A 17,631-nucleotide genomic window follows, 5' to 3' on the forward strand; every position below is an offset into this window, starting at 1 on the left:
GGCAACGTCACAGGCGATGTGACTCTGTAGGGATGGAGTTACAAGCTTGTGTCAACTGATTCTGGTTCTTCAGACGAAAGCTTGCCGGTTCAGCAGGATGTGACGGGCGATCGCAACCAGGTGATTGGTCAAGCGGTTAGCAGCACGATTGTGAACGTTATGGGTGGGGGGCACATCACCATTTACCAGCCCCAGCTCGAGCGTTCCTTGAAAGCTGAGCCTGAGTCTCCCTCTACCATCGGCCCCAACCCTTACAAGGGATTGATGGCGTTTCAAGAGACCGATGGCGATCGCTTTTTCGGGCGGGAGAAGCAGATTGAGCAACTTTGGAATAAGCTGCGGGAGTTGCATGAAGAGCAGACTGCTGTGCAATTTCTTCCCATCTATGGCCCCTCAGGGTCAGGGAAGTCTTCCCTAGTACGAGCAGGGTTAATTCCAGAACTAGCAAGGCACCCGCTACCAGGATATGCTCGAGCAAGGGTGGCAGTGCTAGTGCCTGGAACGCATCCTTTAGAAGCACTAGCAACGGTTTTGGTCCGAGTCGCAACAGATGATCAAACTCCAGCTGCTAAAACTCGTGAGTTTGTTGGGGAACTCGAACAGGCAAACCAAAACAACGAGTATGACGGCTTGCGACGAATTGCTGATGTATTTCCTGACATCACCATTTCTCCGCTGATTGTGGTAGTCGATCAGCTTGAAGAGATTTACACCCTCTGCGAAGCCCAAGACGAGCGCGATGCTTTTGTAGCTAATTTGCTGTGTGCAGCAGGCGATCGCGCTCGTCGAGTATCGGTGATTGTGACGCTTCGGAGTGACTTTTTGGGAGAAACTCAGAAACATGCTGTCTTGAATCGGCTGTTTAGCGAACAGGGCTACCTCGTGCCTGCTATGAGTCCAGAGGAATTACGGCAGGCGATCGCTAAACCTGCTGAACTGGCAGAACATCCTCTGGATGCAGCTACCATCGATTTATTGGTGAAGGATGCTGAAGGACGAGAAGGAGCCTTGCCCCTGCTCCAATTTGCCTTGGAATGCATCTGGGAAGGATTGGCAGAGGGCAAGGCACCTGTCGAAACATTGAAGGCGATCAATGGAGTGGGGGGTGCCCTGGCAGGGAAAGCACAGCAGATTTATGACTCGTTGGATGATGAAAGGAAAGCGATCGCCCGTCGTCTGTTTTTGGGGTTGGTGCACCTGGGAGAGGGGACGAAGGATACCCGCCGACGTGCCTCACTCGATAGTCTCATCTCACATCAGGATCAGCCTATGAACGTAAAACAGGTCATCCATTTGTTTGCGGCTCCTGGCGTGCGACTGATTACTCTATCTACCGAAAATAATATTAAAACGGTTGAAGTCACCCATGAGGCATTGTTTGGCCACTGGAATCAACTTCGGAGTTGGCTAGAGGGAAGCCGGAGTGATCTTCGATTTCAGCGGCGATTGGATGAAGCGGCTCGGTACTGGAATGAGCAGGGGCGACCGGAGGGAAACTTGTGGCGATCGCCAGACTTAGATTCGTTACAACAATTTTTTCAAAGAGCAAGCGATGGCATGACTCTCCTACAAGTCGAATTTTTTCAAGCATCCAAACGCACCAAAAATATCCGCAAGCTACTACAAAAACTGAGCGTTGGAGGACTACTTGCTGGGCTATTTTTTCTGATCTATCAGTTGCAAGTCACACAACGTCAGAATGTGGAGCAACTGGTAATTACTTCAAAACTTCTCCTGGAGCAACGTCAACAGTTGGACGCACTAATAGAAATTGTGAGGGCTAGTAAGAAGTTTAGAACATTAATAAATAAGAAAGAAATAAAAGAGGCGTTAGTTGAAAATCTTCAGCAAGCAGTTTATGGAGTATATGAAAAAGATCATCTAAATATATTCAGAGAGCCGTCAGTCGCCTCGACGATATCATTTGATATAAACCCTGATGGAGATGCTGTTATTGGTATAAGTAACGGTGATTTGAAAATCTTAAATTATATTAGCGGAGAAGAAACTCGATTTATACCTAGAAGTCATAGTGATTCAGTAAATAGTGTTAATTTTAGCCCAGATGGTAAGACGATTGCTTCTGGTAGCAGTGACAGTACTGTAAAACTATGGAATAGGAATGGTCAGCAATTAAAAACTTTTAGCGGACACAGTGATTCAGTAAATAGTGTTAATTTTAGCCCAGATGGTAAGACGATTGCTTCTGGTAGCAGTGACAGTACTGTAAAACTATGGAATAGGAATGGTCAGCAATTAAAAACTTTTAGCGGACACAGTGATTCAGTAAATAGTGTTAATTTTAGCCCAGATGGTAAGACGATTGCTTCTGGTAGCAGTGACGGCACTATAAAACTATGGAATAGGAATGGTCAGCAATTAAAAACTTTTAGCGGACACAGTGATTCAGTAAATAGTGTTAATTTTAGCCCAGATGGTAAGACGATTGCTTCTGGTAGCAGTGACAGTACTGTAAAACTATGGAATAGGAATGGTCAGCAATTAAAAACTTTTAGCGGACATAACACTTCGATTCAAGCTAGCTCTATTCGAACTGTTAAGTTTGCTCTCTCAAATCATTATTTAGTCTTTGGAGATAATTATGGATTCATTAAGTCATGGAATTTAGCTAATTCAGAAGTTATTACTTTAGGAGTGGATAGTTCATCAATCAATAACTTGATTATCAACAAAAAAAATTCATTTTTTTCATTAAGTAATAGCGGTTTTATTAGAAAATGGAATACTTCTGAGAAAGAAGTACGTGTTCTGCCTCATTCGGGTTTGATCTGGGCTACTGATATTAGCCCAGATGGAGCTAAAGTAGCTTCTGCAGGAATAGATGGAGCTATTCAGATTTGGAATCTTCGGACTGGGAAGATCATTAATTTTATAGGCCATGCAGGCTCAATAAATACTATAAAATTTAGCTCGGATAGTAGAGCTTTGATTTCTGGAAGCGATGATAGCAGTGTAAGAATATGGGATGCAGATAATGGCTCTTTAAAAATTACCTTAAATCCCTCTGATGTTTGGGTTAGAAGTATCAGCATTGATTTAGACGGTTCTTCTAAAATTGCAGCTGGTTCAGCAGATGGGATCATTAAAACTTGGTCGAGTAAAGGAAAGCAGGAAACTGCTTTTGATACAGCTGCTACTGAACTTCTTAATGCAATAATATTTAGCCCTGGAGGAAGCAAAATTGCTTCGGGAGGAGATGATGGCGTAATTAAGCTATGGAGTCTAAAGGGACAAAAGCTCATGTCCTTTAATACTAAAGGTAAGATTAAATCTTTAAGCTTTAGCTCAGATAGTAATAAGATTGCTGTAGCTTATTCAAGTGGTTATATAAAGATATTAGATTTAACAGAAAAAAGGATTGTCAATAGTTTTAGAGCTCATAGTCAAGAAATAAATACTATTCATTTTATTGACAATGATAACTTTCTTCTTTCAGCAAGTAGTGATGGTACTTCAAAGGTTTTTAGCTTGGCAGGTGAAGAAAGATTGATAATTCAAGATATTCATCCTATACGGGATGTAAGTTTTAACCAATTTAATTCTCTGCTTGTCTTAGTAAGTGGGAAATCAGTTAAAATTCTCAAAATTAATAGAGACATGCTTCAACAAGGAACTCGGAAAGCATATGTTTGGAAGATTTCCGATCTAGATAATTTAACATTAGAAGGCTGTAATTGGTTGATAGACTATTTGAGCCTGAATAGATCTGCAAAGGACAAGAACATTTGTAGAGTTATGTGAACTGCCACATTTATGTTAAAGAATAATTAAAGTGTAGCTTTACAGTTAAACTTTTCGAGGGGCCGCCAGCTACAAAATTTTGAGAAAGTGTAAAACAGTTTAACTTTGACTATTTACGTAATATTAAATGATTTTGTTATCTTTGAACTTCTGTTTAAGAAGCGTCTATATTCATCCTTGTCGAAAGATAATCCTATATTAAAGTACTGCCTGTAAGTTAGCATATAGGCAAAATTGTCCTTGACGCTCCAGATTTGAGAACTCCAAATATTTGTTTTTTTATTATTATCGTAAAAATCATAATTAGCGCGGAAAGCAGAGTGTCCAGCTAAGTTCGTACGTTCTGTTTCAATCTTTATATTATTGGGAAACTTAGTTCTTTGCCTGATGATTAGCCTTGTGTATTCATTTAATTTAAGAGGCGGAGATAAATTTTCAATATTAATAACCAACTCACCTTTGGATGATGAAAATCGAAGTACCTTTTCAGGTTCACTTTGTGATATTTCTTCAATTGACCAATCCTTTGGATAACTGACTTCAATCCCATAAATAAGACTTTCATACTTCGAGAACCTTTCTTTAGGATAAAAAAAATAGATTAAAACGAGGATGAAAAGGAAAATTGCCCACTTTAAATATTTACTCACTGTACTGACTCTCGTGAAATTGGGAGAAATAGGTCAAACATATCAGGTACACTAACTTATGAGCAACCGTCATAAAAGTAAATTTGCATTTTTGTTTGCTGCACTGATTCTAATAGTTGTATTATTCCATAATACTCCTCAAAAAAACCTCTTATTTGGAGAAACTCTATGTGTCGAGCCAGTAAGCTCTATGCATGGAGACATAAAAAAAGTCGATAGTTTCTTGGATATTTATTTGGAAATAATGAAAAATTTATATAAGGATAAAAAATATACTTTAGGTTGGACTGATGATTTTGAATACCATGATTTAGTATCTAGCATCTCTGAGCTTAAGCTAAAACTTGAAGATTTAATTCAAGTTTTGGATAAAGATACAAATGAGGGAATGGAAATAGCTTTAGAGTCGATTAAGCTGCTTGGTGATGAGTTGGTTTATAAACAAAAACATATAAGTTTAGATCTTTGGGGGATTTTAGGAGACTTTAAATCTAAAGTATATGCTGATTCAAACTCTGGCATGCCAAAGTGTAATCTATTTGTTTCAGAAGTGATTTATAGTAGTTTTTGTCTAATACATAAGGGAAAATTAGATATATTTCAAAAAGAGTTTCCCTATGTAAATAACGTCCCATGGAAATGGTCACCACCCTTGGCAGACGAGTGGAGTAATGTTGAGGTTGAAATAGAGCGCTTTAAGGTAAGATACAAATCTAAAAATAGACAGATAGGAGATATTTGGTCACATAAGGAGCATGTTGGAGTTTACCTTGGAGATTTTTACGGTAAGAGGTTATACATAAGCGCTCGTGAACTTGGTATTGAGATCAAGTTTATACCGAACAATGAAGAAGGTGTTTATAGATACTATGTAGCTCCGGTTAAAAAATAGAGAGCCTATGGAGCCTATGGAAGCAAGGATAAAGCACTCAAGTACTGTGTACTGTAAAGTCTTGCAAAATTTAAACCAGAATTAATTTATTAGGTTACCTAGTGTCTCTACAGAAACACTCTCGGCGAGATACGAAGAGTCTGTAAAAAATTCATTCAACGAAATAAGGGTTGAGCTCATTCTCAGGAGGCTCCGATCGCCCTTACACTTCAACAGAATAGATGACCATCACGTACTAGAGCTATCAGCAGTCAAGATTTGACTTTGTAGACTCCGAATAAATTCGCGAATCACATCCGATTGCGATCGCTGGGTTTGCTGACAGTAGCGTCTCAGCAATTCCATCTCGGCTTGCGGCAGCCGAACGTTAAGATGTTCTGGATTTCGCTTTCCTGATCTTGGCATGAGTACCCAGAGGTGAGTTACGCTATGGGCTAAGTTGACTGGTAGTTTAGACTGTCAATCTTTATTGCAACATTGCCCTCACCCATCTTAGTGCCTCTTCTCAGGTTTGATAATGGAGTAGCCTCCCTAACAAAATAGTCTCCAGCCAAGGTTGTGGAATCCAAAAGTGACCGTCCCCAGATAGACCAACAGGACTTGTTAGATGAGAGCAACGTGCCTCAGTCGGACGGTCGCGATTCTTCTCAAATAACTCAAAATGTGCGGGGCGATCGCAATCAGGCAATTGGGCAGGTGCTGGGTGGCATTGTCGTGTATGTCAGCGGGGGACAAGCTGTCTTCCAATCAGGCTCTACTGGATCGGACTCATCTGCTTCTAAGGCAACCCCATCGGATATTGGTCAGAATCCATACAAAGGCTTGATGGCATTTCAGGAGACGGATGGCGATCGCTTTTTTGGACGAGAGAAGCAGATTTCTACCCTTTGGGAAAAACTCCGCAGCCTGCATGAAACGGAATCCGCCATTCGTGTTTTACCAATTTATGGGCCATCTGGTTCCGGCAAGTCTTCTTTAGCACGGGCAGGACTAATACCAGAATTGGCACGGCATCCGATACCTGGATACGATCGGGCACGAGTTGCCGTCTTGGTGCCAGGAACCCATCCTCTAGAGTCATTAGCTACCGTTCTCGCCAGAATTGTGACTCAGGATTTGACCCCGGTTGCCAAAACTCGGGAGTTCGCGGGAGAACTGAAACGGGATAATGAAACCGGAGAATACGACGGCCTGCGGCGAATCGCGGATGTAATGCCAGATATCGCGATCGCGCCATTGATTGTGCTAATCGATCAGTTTGAAGAGGTGTACACCCTCTGTAAAGACACTGCTGAACGGGAAGCGTTTGTAGGCAATTTACTGAATGCTGCGGGCGATCGCTCTAGGCGAGTGATGGTGATTGTCACCCTCCGGAGTGACTTTTTGGGAGAAACTCACAAACATGCTGTTCTGAACCGGCTGTTTAGTGAACAGGGCTATCTGGTGCCTGCCATGAGCCTAGAGGAACTGCGACAGGCGATCGCAGAACCCGCAAAACAGGCAGGACATTCTCTCGATAATGCCACGATCGACCTGTTGATTAAAGACACCGAAGGGCGAGAAGGAGCATTGCCTTTACTCCAGTTTGCCCTGACTCGTATTTGGGACGGGTTAGCCGAGGGCAAGGAACCAGCAGCAACCCTGCAGGCGATCGGTGGTGTGGGGGGTGCCTTGGCCGGGGAAGCACAGCGGATTTATGATTCGTTGGATGATGGCGGGAAGGCAATCGTCCGCCGTATGTTTTTAGGATTGGTTCAACTGGGAGAGGGTACAAAAGATACCCGTCGCCGTGCCTTAATTGACAGTCTGGCTTCATACCAGGACCAGCCAGAGCAGGTGAAACAGGTCCTTCACTTGTTTGCTGCCCCTGGTGTTCGGCTGATTACTCTCTCTGCCGACGGTAACACCGAAACTGCTGAAGTTACCCATGAAGCATTATTTGAACACTGGCAGCAACTTCAGGCTTGGCTAGAGGGTAACCGTACCGATATTCGGTTTCAACGCCGTTTAGATGAGGCAGCCCGATATTGGGATGAGCAGGACCGCCCAGAAGGAAACCTATGGAGACCACCGGATTTGGATTTGCTGAAGCGCTACCAGCAGAGGGCAGGAATGGATATGACCCCTTTGCAAGTAGAATTCTTCCAAATTTCCAAGAAGGTAGAGGATATCCGTAAACAATTACGACAACTGCAGTTTGGAGGTTTAGTAGTAGGGCTGGTAATAACAACAGGATTAGCCATATTCTCTGTTTATCAAACGCAACAGGCAGAGCGACGACGAGTAGAACAATTGGCTTTGACTTCGGAAGCATTGGTCTCGACTCAACCTGTAAATGCTTTGATTAGTGCTATTGCATCAGTAGGACTTAGCCAATCACTCTTAGCACGTCTATCAGCTCAAACGATACCCTTTCAAGTTATAGGTAGCTTACTTAGTTCTGTTCAAGCAAATAAAGAGAGCCAGAGCTTGATACATAAAGCTGGCATTGTTTCTATTGCTTTTAGCCCTAATGGTAAGCAACTTGCTTCTGCAAATTTAGATGGCACAGTGTGGGTGTGGGACCCTTACAAAGGTCAACTAATTCGGCAACTACGTGGTCATGAGAAGGGGATGACCTCTGTTGCATTTAATTTTAATGGGGAAATAATAGTTAGTAGCAGCCTGGATAAAACGATACGGCTATGGGATACCTCGACAGGACAACAAATTGGGAAACCCCTAATGGGTCATGACAAGGAAGTGAAAGCAGTTGCTTTCAGTCCCGATGGTAAGCGGATTGTCAGCGCCAGTTTAGACAAAACGATACGGCTATGGGATGCCTCGACAGGGCAGCAAATTGGGAAACCCCTAACTGGTCATGGAGATGGCGTTATCTCAGTTGCCTTCAATCACGATGGTAAGCGGATTGTCAGTGGCAGCTACGACAAGACAATACGAGTATGGGATACCATCGCTGGCAAACTAATTGGAAAGACGTTGAAAGGACATGACGACCAAGTAATTGCAGTTGCTTTCAGTCCCGATGGTAAGCGGATTGTCAGCGCCAGTTTAGACAAAACGATACGGCTATGGGATACCTCGACAGGGCAGCAAATTGGGAAACCCCTAACCGGTCATGGAGATGGCGTTATCTCAGTTGCTTTCAATCACGATGGTAGCCAGATTGTCAGTGGCAGCTACGACAAGACAATACGAGTATGGGATACCTCTACAAGAGAATTAATTGGTCAGCCACTATACGGTCATGAAGGTGCCGTCAGAACCGTTCAATTTAGCCCAGATGGCAAGTGGATTGCCAGTGGCAGTTTAGATGAAACAGCCCGCTTATGGGATACCCCCTTACACCAAGACCTTGGGTCGGTCTTGCATGGACAAGAGCGGTTTATTTCCGTAGCCTTTAGTAGAAATGGCAAACAACTTGCTAGTGGCAGCTATGAAAAAACTATATCGTTCTGGGACATTACTACGAGCCAACAAATTGGGAAACCCTTAAGGGGGCATAAAAATGAGGTTATGTCCGTAGCCATTAGTAGAGATGATCAACGAGTTGTTAGCAGTAGTATAGACAGAACTGTGCGAATATGGGATGTTGCAAGTCATCAACAGATTGGGCAACCCCTAAGGGGACATGAAAGGACAATTCAATCCGTAGCCTTTAGCCCTGACGGTAAGAAAATCGCCAGCGGTAGCAATGACAGAACCATACGATTATGGGATGTCTCTACGGGCCAGCAGGTTGGAGAGCCATTTCGTGGACATGAAGATAACATTATGTCCATAGCCTTTGATAGGGGCGGCCAACGAATTGTTAGCGGTAGTAAAGACAGAACAATACGAATATGGGATGTTGCAAGTCATCAACAGATTGGGCAACCCCTAAGGGGACATGAAGATAACATTATGTCCGTAGCCTTTAGCCCTGACGGTAAGAAAATCGCCAGCGGTAGCAATGACAGAACAATACGATTATGGGATGTCTCTACTGGTCAGCAGATTGGAAAACCGATTAGAGGGCATGAAAATCAAGTCAGATCTATCACCTTTAGCCCTGATGGCAGACAAATTGTTAGTGCCAGCGTGGATGGAACTGTTAGGTTATGGGATGTTTTCACAGGAAAGCTGATTGGACAACCCTTACGTGGACATAAGAGTACGGTTCATTCAGTAGCTTTCAGTTCCGATGGTAAATTGATCGCTAGTGCAAGTAAAGACAAAACAATACGGTTGTGGAAGGTATCTTGGGAAGGGCTTCTTGAAATGGCATGCCAAAAATTACGCGGTCACTCCAGCCTAATCTCCCCTACAGCGGAGGTTGCCAGGGACGCTAAGCGTACCTGTGAACAGTATGTCTGGAATTAAGGAGAGGCGCGCTTTTTGAACATGAGCTGGTTAACCCAACAATTCGATCGCCTGCTACGTTGGCTGCAACATCTCTTCAAACTCAAACGTCGGTTATATCCACCTGTACCTACCAACCGGAGTCATATTCAGCAGACTAGTCAAGGCGATCGCACCCAGATGATCGCCAACCTCGAACAACACTTTTATCTGTTTTCTCAGGAAAGCTTACTCAACTTTGGTCAGTTCTTGACAATCTGGACGATCGTCGCTTGCTTAAATTGCTGTAATCCAGCATCTTCCATGAGGGCAGACCAGTCCTCAATGGCAGCGCGATCGCCAGGATTGTGATACCGCTGCAAGGCAATCTGCGCTACTACATCCTGCCAAATACCCTGTTCTGCCAAGGCTGCTAGACGATTGTTGAGTGTGGCAGTAGGCAGTTTCACCCGTTCAACCCAGCTGCTAATCACCGCGACGCTGGAATCATCAGGATCGCAGCCTACAGTGACTTGCCAGAAATACTTCTGTCCTACCTGTAAAGCAGGCGCAGAGTTGGGCAAAGAAATCCCTACAACCCCTGGCTTTCCGGTCAGCTTAAAGATGACACGATGGAGTTCCTTATTTCGAGCTTCGTTCTGTAAACTGAATTGTGCTGTTTGGGTATCTAAGGGTGGTAGGTAAACAAAGAATGTTGGCCGCTCGGAAGCGGTTTTGTCTACTGTCGTTTTGTTGCTAGCTACCTTTTCCTGACCCTGAGGCGGAGGGACTAAAGCCGCTGGCATTTGAGTGCCACAGCTACTACCAGAGCGACTAAACCCTCCACCTCGATAATGGGAAGGCCGCACGCCCACACGGAATTTAAGCCGCCGCGATCGCGTCATCAATGTCCCTGGCGTTGGTAAAGCTGTCGCTACTGGCATCAGTTCGATCGCAGCCATACTAGCTAATAACACCGATAGTGTACCTATCTTCATTCCTTGCCATAGCTGCATACAGTATCCCCTTGCTATAGAACCCATTCGATATCTGTTTAGGTGCCAATCTTCTAAGCGGCAGTCTGATAAAGCAGAGATTGGCAGTGGCACGGCTCAATTTCTGCTCAAAGTTCTTAACCAACTTTTATACCGTTCCATCCGTACATTCGAGCGTTCAATGATCCATCACATTGTCGCTACAACAAATCCCGTTTTTCCTTGGGCCACCTTTTTAAGCTTTTGTCGGTTTGGGGGTCACTTCGAATCGAATCTTGCTCATAATCTGCGGATAAGGTTGTGGGGTTGAGCCGACGTACGGGCAATAAAAGTACGAGATAGGCCTAAAACCCCTGCACCGAAAGTGCAAAGTGGTTGGGTTACCGCTACCACGAACAACGGTGGATAATGAAATTTGTCGGAAAATAGAATGAAAAATCCTTGAAGCCTTACACAGCACTACTCGAATATCATTGTTTCAATTCTTGGTGCTGTCGAACTGAAATTGATGCCTCACTCTATTCAACCACTCATCTGTGTGAGTTAAATAAGAGACCATCTAGTGTAGAATACTGCATCTTGCTTAGAAGTAACACAGGCAGCAGCTTTACCAAAGGATATGACTGATTGTTACTTAATGTTTGGGGTTATTCCCATTACAGTCTTAACCGATTATCAGTGTAAAGATAACTCTTGATATTGTAAGAAACTAGGTAACCCATCTAGATAGGAATGGCTGTGCATGAGTAGCCCCCGCAGGCACAAAAAAACCATTCTGTTTTTGGCAGCTAACCCCAAGGCTTCGACTCCACTCCGGCTAGGAGAAGAAGTCAATGAGATTGATGAGGGGTTGCAGCGCTCCAAGCAGCGCAACAAGTTTCAATTGGAACAAAAGTGGGCAGTCACTCCGCGTGAAATGCGACGAGCTGTGTTGGAATTGGAACCACAGATTGTGCATTTTTCTGGGCATGGAGTTGGGGAAGGCGGTTTAGCCCTAGAGGATGAGTTAGGCCAAGTCAAATTGGTCAGTGCTAAGGCTTTAGCAAGTTTGTTTGATTTGTTTAAGGAGCAGGTCGAGTGCGTTGTCCTTAATGCTTGCTATTCCGAATTGCAGGCCAAGGCGATCGCCCGTCATATTCCCTACGTGATTGGCATGAGCCAGGAAGTGGGGGATCAGGCAGCCCGAGAATTTGCTGTCGGGTTTTATGATGCCTTAGCGAGTGGGAGATCGATTGAGTTTGCCTATGACTATGGCTGCACCAGCATTAGCATGGAGGGCATTCCAGAGGAACTGACTCCTGTCCTCAAGAAGCAATCAGAGATACTCGCTGAACCTGAACCCCTTCAAGAAGTGAATGAGGGTAGTGAAGCATCTCCTCTAGTAGCTTTAGCAGCCTCGCGATCGCTACAGATGCTTCCGAGTGCTTTCTTGGAGACCCCAGAGGGTTCTGTTAGCCTGGAGTCGCCTTTTTATGTCGAGCGTCCACCGATTGAATCCAGTTGCTATCAAGAAATCCTCAAGCCAGGGGCTTTAATTCGGGTCAAGGCACCTCGGCAGATGGGTAAATCGTCTTTAATGCAGCGGATTTTGTATCAAGCAGAGCAGCAGGGACATCGAGTGGTTTATCTGAACTTGCAATCAGTAGATAGTGAGTTCCTGAATAATATCGACCAGTTTCTGCAATGGTTCTGCGCTAGCGTGGCAAATGAGCTAAACCTAGACGATCGCCTCAGCGAGCTGTGGAAAGGAGTGTTGGGTAGCAAAAACAAATGCACCAACTACTTCCAGCGCTATCTGTTCGCAACCCTGAATGAACCTTTGACGTTGGGGCTTGATGAGGTAGATCAAGTCTTTCAGCACTTGGAGGTGGCTCAAGACTTTTTTGGGTTACTACGCTTCTGGCATGAGAAAAGTAAGAATGATGCCACTTGGCAGAAATTCCGTTTGGCGATTGCTCATTCCAGGGAGGTGTACATTCCTCTGAACATCAATCAATCACCGTTCAATGTTGGATTACCCATTGAGTTACCGGAGTTGAACCAGACTCAGGTGAGCGACTTAGTGCAGCGGCATGGCCTTGGTTGGTCTAGCTCCGAAATTGATCAACTTAGGAGCATGGTGGATGGGCACCCTTATTTAGTTCGCAGAGCGCTGTATGAGATTGCGAAGGGCAATCTAACGCTGGAGAAATTCCTAGCGATCGCACCGACGGAGGAAGGGATTTACAGCGACCATCTGCGACGGCATCTAGAAAACTTGCGGAATGACCCGCAGTTGGAGGCAGCGATGAAACAAGTTGTTATGGCCGAGGGACCCGTGCGGATAGAGTCGAGTCTAGGCTTTAAGCTGCACAGTATGGGATTGGTGGAGCGGCAGGGTAATGATGTCTTGCCGCTATGTAACCTCTACCAGATTTACTTCCGCGATCGCTTGGGAGTAGGCTAATGAACCCGATTCTGCCCAGTCGCAGTGACTATCAAGTGGGGGGAAGCTTACCGCTTGATGCGGCAAACTATGTTACTCGGCAAGCCGACCAAGAGTTTTATGAAGGATTGAAGGCAGGCGAGTTTTGTTATGTCTTGAACTCGCGCCAGATGGGTAAGTCTAGCTTGCGAGTGCGGGCAATGCAGCGATTGAAGCAAGCAGGATTTGCCTGTGCTGCGATTGACATCACTTCAATCGGAGCTGCGGACACAACAGTAGAACAATGGTACGCCGGACTCATTGATTACTTAATCACTGACTTAAACCTATACGCTCAGTTCGATCTCAATGACTGGTGGCAGCAGCAAGAGTTACTCTCTCCAGTGCAACGTTTCAGCAAGTTTATCGGTGAAGTCTTGCTCGTGCTTGTGCCCCAAAGCATTGTGGTGTTCGTGGATGAGATTGATAGTGTATTGACACTGCCATTCAGTCAAGATGATTTTTTTGCGGTCACCCGGGACTGCTACAACCGCCGAGCTGATCAGCCTGCTTACAATCGCCTCACCTTTGCTTTGATTGGGGTGGCAACGCCCTCAGACTTAATCCAAGACCGCCGCCGAACACCGTTCAACATCGGTCGGGCTATTGAGCTAACGGGGTTTCAACTCACCGAAGCCCAACCCCTACAACTCGGATTAGTCGAACGCACCACTAATGCCCAGGCAGTGCTCCAAGCTATCCTGGCTTGGACTGGAGGACAGCCATTTTTGACCCAAAAGCTATGTAAGCTAGCGCGACAGGTGGAGACAGAAATCCCAGTGGGTAGCGAAGCCGAGTGGGTGGCAGAGTTGGTGCGCTCTAAGGTGATCGACAACTGGGAAGCTCAAGATCAGCCAGAGCATTTACGCACCATTCGCGATCGCCTCCTCTACAGTGGGAGCCAAAATACTGGACGCTTGTTGGGGCTATATCAGCAGATTTTGCAGCAGGAAGGGCTAGCGGCGGATGACAGTCTCGAGCAGATGAAACTGCGGTTGACAGGTTTGGTGGTGAAGCAACAAGGCCAGCTACAGGTCTATAACCAAATCTATGCCACTGTGTTTAATACCACCTGGCTAGAAGAAGTGTTGGCTGAGTTGCGTCCTTATGCCGAGTCGATTACGGCTTGGGAGAGGTCAGGACGGCAGGATGAGTCACGATTGCTGCAAGGGGAGGCGCTGCGGGAAGCCCAAGTGTGGGCAGTCGGCAAAAGCTTGAGTGATTTAGACTACCAGTTTCTCAGAACCAGCGAGGATTTGAGTAAGCGAGCTATCCAAGCGGCCCTAGAGGCAGAACGGCAGGCTAATCAACTGTTGACTCAGGCAAGCGAAGAAGCCCAACAAACTCTGCAAGCAGCCCTAGAAGCAGAACAGGGAGCCAAGCACACAGCTCAGAAAACCCTAGTAAAAGCTAGCCGCCGAGCTGTCTTTGTCAGTAGCCTAGGAGCATCTGCGATGGTAGTCTCGCTGATTGTGGCTTTTCTGGCAAGTATGAACACCAGTCAGGCTAATAACAAGGCCAAACGCGCCACGGACCAAGTACAGCAGGTCACTCAACAAGCGACGCAAGCGGAACAAAGAGCGAAGCAAGCCAAACAACAGGAAGCAGCAGCAAAGCAATCTATTGAATTCGCTAAACAAGAGCGAGATATAGCTAAACGGGAAGGTGCTACAGCTAAACAAGAAGTAGCGATGGCCAAACAAGAGCAGGTGGAAGCCCAACATGAACGGCAAGCTGTCAATATAGCTAGAAACCAAGCTTTGAAGCAACTCAATGATGCTAAACAAAGGCTAGAAGCAGCGAACACAGAGGCTAAAGCGGTAAGTCAACGTCTAGAGCGCGTGAATGCCAGTAAACAACAGGCCCAAGCAGCAGCAGCCAAAGCTGTAGCACAACAGCGAAAAGCCCAAGACAAGACTATCGCCGCTGAGGCCACCCTAGCAGCTACGGATGTGCGGCTGGTGGTTGCTTCCTCAAGAGAAGAGGTTTTGGCTGGCAAACTGTTTGCAGGATTGCTGAAAGCTTTAGAGGCGGCTCAGCAGTTTAAACAGTTATCCAAGACGTTGCAAGATGATAAGACTCAGTCTCAAGTCATGGCTGCCTTGCAAGGTGTATATGGTGTGAGTGAACGTAACTCTTTAGAAGGTCATGAGTCTGCGGCCTGGAGTGTGAGTTTCAGCCCAGATGGCAAGACAGTTGCTTCGGCGAGTGCTGACAGTACGATCAAGTTGTGGGATGTAGCGACTGGCAAAGTACTAAACACGCTTAAAGGTCATGAGCTTGGGATCTTGAGCGTGAGTTTCAGCCCGAATGGTAAGACAATTGCTTCAGCGAGTAGAGATGACACAATCAGGTTGTGGGATACTGCTAGTGGTCAAGTACTAAGCACGCTCAAAGAGCATAAGGATGACGTCTGGGGCGTAAGTTTCAGCCCGGATGGCAAAACAGTTGCTTCGGCGAGTGTAGATAGAACAGTCAAGCTGTGGGATGTAGCGACTGGCAAAGTACTGAACACGCTCGAAGGTCATGAGGCTCCGATCTGGAGCGCGAGTTTCAGTCCGGATGGCAAGACAATTGCTTCGACGAGTGCTGACGGTACGATTAAGCTGTGGGATGTAGCGACTGGCAAAATACTAAACACGCTTGGAGGTCATAAGTCTAAGGTTCTGAGTGTGAGTTTCAGTCCGGATGGCAAGACAATTGCTTCGACGAGTGCTGACGGTACGATCAAGCTGTGGGATGTAGCGACTGGCAAAATACTAAACACGCTCGAAGGTCATGAGGCTGAGGCCTGGAGTGTGAGTTTTAGCCCAGATGGCAAGACAATTGCTTCGGCGAGTACTGACGGTACGATCAAGCTGTGGGATGTAGCGACTGGCAAAGTACTAAACACGCTCAAAGGTCATGAGGCTGCGATCTGGAGTGTGAGTTTCAGCCCAGATGGCAAGACAATTGCTTCGGCGAGTGACGACAACGCGATTAAGTTATGGGACGTGCTAAGTGGTCAAGCACGAAACACGCTCGAAGGTCATGAGTCTAGGGTTAAAAATGTGAATTTCAGCCCAGATGGCAAGACGATTGCTTCCGCGAGTAGAGATAGTACGGTTAAGTTGTGGGATGTAGCAAGTGGTCAAGCACGAAACACGCTTAAAGGTCATGAATCTGGGGTTTTGAGCGTGAGTTTCAGTCCAGATGGCAAGACAATTGCCTCGGCGGGTGGAGACAGTACGATTAAGTTGTGGGATGCAGCAAGTGGTCAAGCACGAAACACGCTTAAAGGTCATGAATCTGGGGTTTTGAGCGTGAGTTTCAGTCCAGATGGCAAGACAATTGCCTCGGCGGGTGGAGACAGTACGATTAAGTTGTGGGATGCAGCAAGTGGTCAAGCACGAAACACGCTTAAAGGTCATGAAGCTGTGGTCTCCAGTGTAGGCTTCAGTCCGGATGGCAAGGTAATTGCCTCGGCGAGTGCTGATGGTACGGTTAAGTTATGGGATGTAGCAAGTGGTCAAGCACGAAACACGCTCAAAGGTTATGGGTCTGGAGTCAGAAGTGTGAGTTTCAGTCCAGATGGCAAGGTAATTGCCTCGGCCAGTAAAGACAGCACGATCAAGCTGTGGGATGTCGTGAGTGGTCAAGTACTAAACACGCTCAAAGGGCATAGGTTAGGGGTTCTAAGCATAAGTTTTAGTCCAGATGGTAAGACAATTGCCTCGGCGAGTGACGACAACACAATCAAGCTGTGGGATGTAGCGAGTGGTCAAGCACTAAATACGCTAAAAGGTCATGAGGCTGCAGTCTTAAGTGTAAGTTTTAGTCCAGATGGTAAGACAATTGCCTCGGCGAGTGACGACAACACAATCAAGCTGTGGTCCTGGGATGTTGATCAACTCATAGCAATGAATTGCAACTGGATTCAGGCTTACCTCATCACTCATCCAGAAAATGCCTATCTCTGTAAAAGCGATCCTGTTCAGAATTACCAAGGAGCACCGCCCTAATGGCGCATCTTACCCCACTCACATGGAAAGACGGCACGACTCTCTATATCGAAGCTACTGAGCAAAATAGCTTTCCTACTAGCTCTCTTACCAGCTAGGACGATAATCCTAAGTAGACCTTCTTTCCAGTTACTTCTCCTTTATCTGGAGATCAGAGATTTTAAGCTGTCGAAAATACTATCCGCTCTGATACGGCCTACACCCTAAGAGCTTTTAAGAATATCGCGATCGCCGAAGTCAGCGAAGTTATAGCTATTGCCAGTCTGGTTAGGACGTAGACTGGCAATAGGAGTGATTGGTCCCCCAGGATGGCAAAAGCTTATAGTTACGACTTCCGTCAGAAGGTGATGCACGCCATTGAGTTAGACGGACTGAAGAGAGGTGAAGCCAGCGAGTTATTCAACATCAGTCGCAATACGATCAATCTCTAGTTCCAGAGGAAAGCCGAAACCGGAGACGTTCAGCTCAAGCCGAGAGCAACTCCTAGTCCCAGGCAGAAGATCACCGATTGGGAGAAGTTTCGTGCTTTTGCTAAGGAGCCTGAGGA

At 45.9% G+C, this 17,631-nt stretch carries 8 protein-coding genes and 1 pseudogene; 6 read left to right on the forward strand and 3 right to left on the reverse strand.

What is annotated here, in order from left to right:
• Positions 1-48 precede the first annotated feature (48 nt).
• Complete coding sequence (locus tag NDA01_RS27890) at positions 49-3,762, forward strand: nSTAND1 domain-containing NTPase (protein WP_348230587.1); 3,714 nt, start codon at positions 49-51, stop codon at positions 3,760-3,762.
• 113 nt (positions 3,763-3,875) lie between these two features.
• Here NDA01_RS27890 and NDA01_RS27895 read toward each other — a convergent pair whose 3' ends face one another.
• A complete protein-coding gene (locus NDA01_RS27895; protein ID WP_348230588.1) occupies positions 3,876-4,412 on the reverse strand; it encodes a hypothetical protein in 537 nt (178 codons plus the stop codon).
• 58 nt (positions 4,413-4,470) lie between these two features.
• On the opposite strand from NDA01_RS27895, the gene NDA01_RS27900 reads away from it, so the two are divergent.
• On the forward strand, positions 4,471-5,304 hold the full coding sequence (locus NDA01_RS27900; protein WP_348230589.1) for a hypothetical protein: 834 nt from the start codon (positions 4,471-4,473) through the stop codon (positions 5,302-5,304).
• 228 nt (positions 5,305-5,532) lie between these two features.
• Here the strand turns inward: NDA01_RS27900 and NDA01_RS27905 are convergent, their stop codons facing one another.
• Positions 5,533-5,709, reverse strand: a complete 177-nt coding sequence (locus NDA01_RS27905; protein ID WP_348230590.1) for a ribbon-helix-helix protein, CopG family — start codon at positions 5,707-5,709, stop codon at positions 5,533-5,535.
• Positions 5,710-5,862: 153 nt separating this feature from the next.
• Here NDA01_RS27905 and NDA01_RS27910 point away from each other — a divergent pair, with 153 nt between their 5' ends.
• On the forward strand, positions 5,863-9,666 hold the full coding sequence (locus NDA01_RS27910; RefSeq protein WP_348230591.1) for an nSTAND1 domain-containing NTPase: 3,804 nt from the start codon (positions 5,863-5,865) through the stop codon (positions 9,664-9,666).
• 221 nt (positions 9,667-9,887) lie between these two features.
• On the opposite strand, the gene NDA01_RS27915 is transcribed toward NDA01_RS27910, so the two are convergent.
• Positions 9,888-10,640 carry a DUF928 domain-containing protein gene (locus NDA01_RS27915; protein ID WP_348230592.1) on the reverse strand — a complete coding sequence of 251 codons (753 nt, stop codon included), beginning with the start codon at positions 10,638-10,640 and terminating at the stop codon, positions 9,888-9,890.
• A 721-nt stretch (positions 10,641-11,361) separates the two neighbouring features.
• Here NDA01_RS27915 and NDA01_RS27920 point away from each other — a divergent pair.
• The 3 genes and pseudogenes from NDA01_RS27920 to NDA01_RS27930 form a co-directional block, all read left to right on the forward strand.
• Positions 11,362-13,065: an AAA-like domain-containing protein gene (locus NDA01_RS27920; RefSeq protein ID WP_348230593.1), complete on the forward strand. Its 1,704-nt coding sequence runs from the start codon at positions 11,362-11,364 to the stop codon at positions 13,063-13,065.
• Positions 13,065-17,084, forward strand: coding sequence for a WD40 domain-containing protein (locus tag NDA01_RS27925; protein WP_348230594.1), 4,020 nt, complete (start codon positions 13,065-13,067; stop codon positions 17,082-17,084). Before NDA01_RS27920 ends, NDA01_RS27925 begins: the two co-directional genes overlap by 1 nt.
• A gap of 308 nt (positions 17,085-17,392) precedes the next feature.
• Positions 17,393-17,631: pseudogene (locus NDA01_RS27930) on the forward strand (IS630 transposase-related protein); the annotation flags it as partial.

The organism is Trichocoleus desertorum AS-A10, assembly GCF_039962155.1.
Taxonomy (GTDB): domain Bacteria; phylum Cyanobacteriota; class Cyanobacteriia; order FACHB-46; family FACHB-46; genus Trichocoleus.

Bases quoted from the DNA above. Each gene is read 5' to 3' on its own strand.
- NDA01_RS27915 (WP_348230592.1), bottom strand. From the start codon at position 10,640: ATGCAGCTATGGCAAGGAATGAAGATAGGTACACTATCGGTGTTATTA.
- NDA01_RS27925 (WP_348230594.1), top strand. From the start codon at position 13,065: ATGAACCCGATTCTGCCCAGTCGCAGTGACTATCAAGTGGGGGGAAGC.
- NDA01_RS27905 (WP_348230590.1), bottom strand. From the start codon at position 5,709: ATGCCAAGATCAGGAAAGCGAAATCCAGAACATCTTAACGTTCGGCTG.
- NDA01_RS27900 (WP_348230589.1), top strand. From the start codon at position 4,471: ATGAGCAACCGTCATAAAAGTAAATTTGCATTTTTGTTTGCTGCACTG.
- NDA01_RS27920 (WP_348230593.1), top strand. From the start codon at position 11,362: ATGAGTAGCCCCCGCAGGCACAAAAAAACCATTCTGTTTTTGGCAGCT.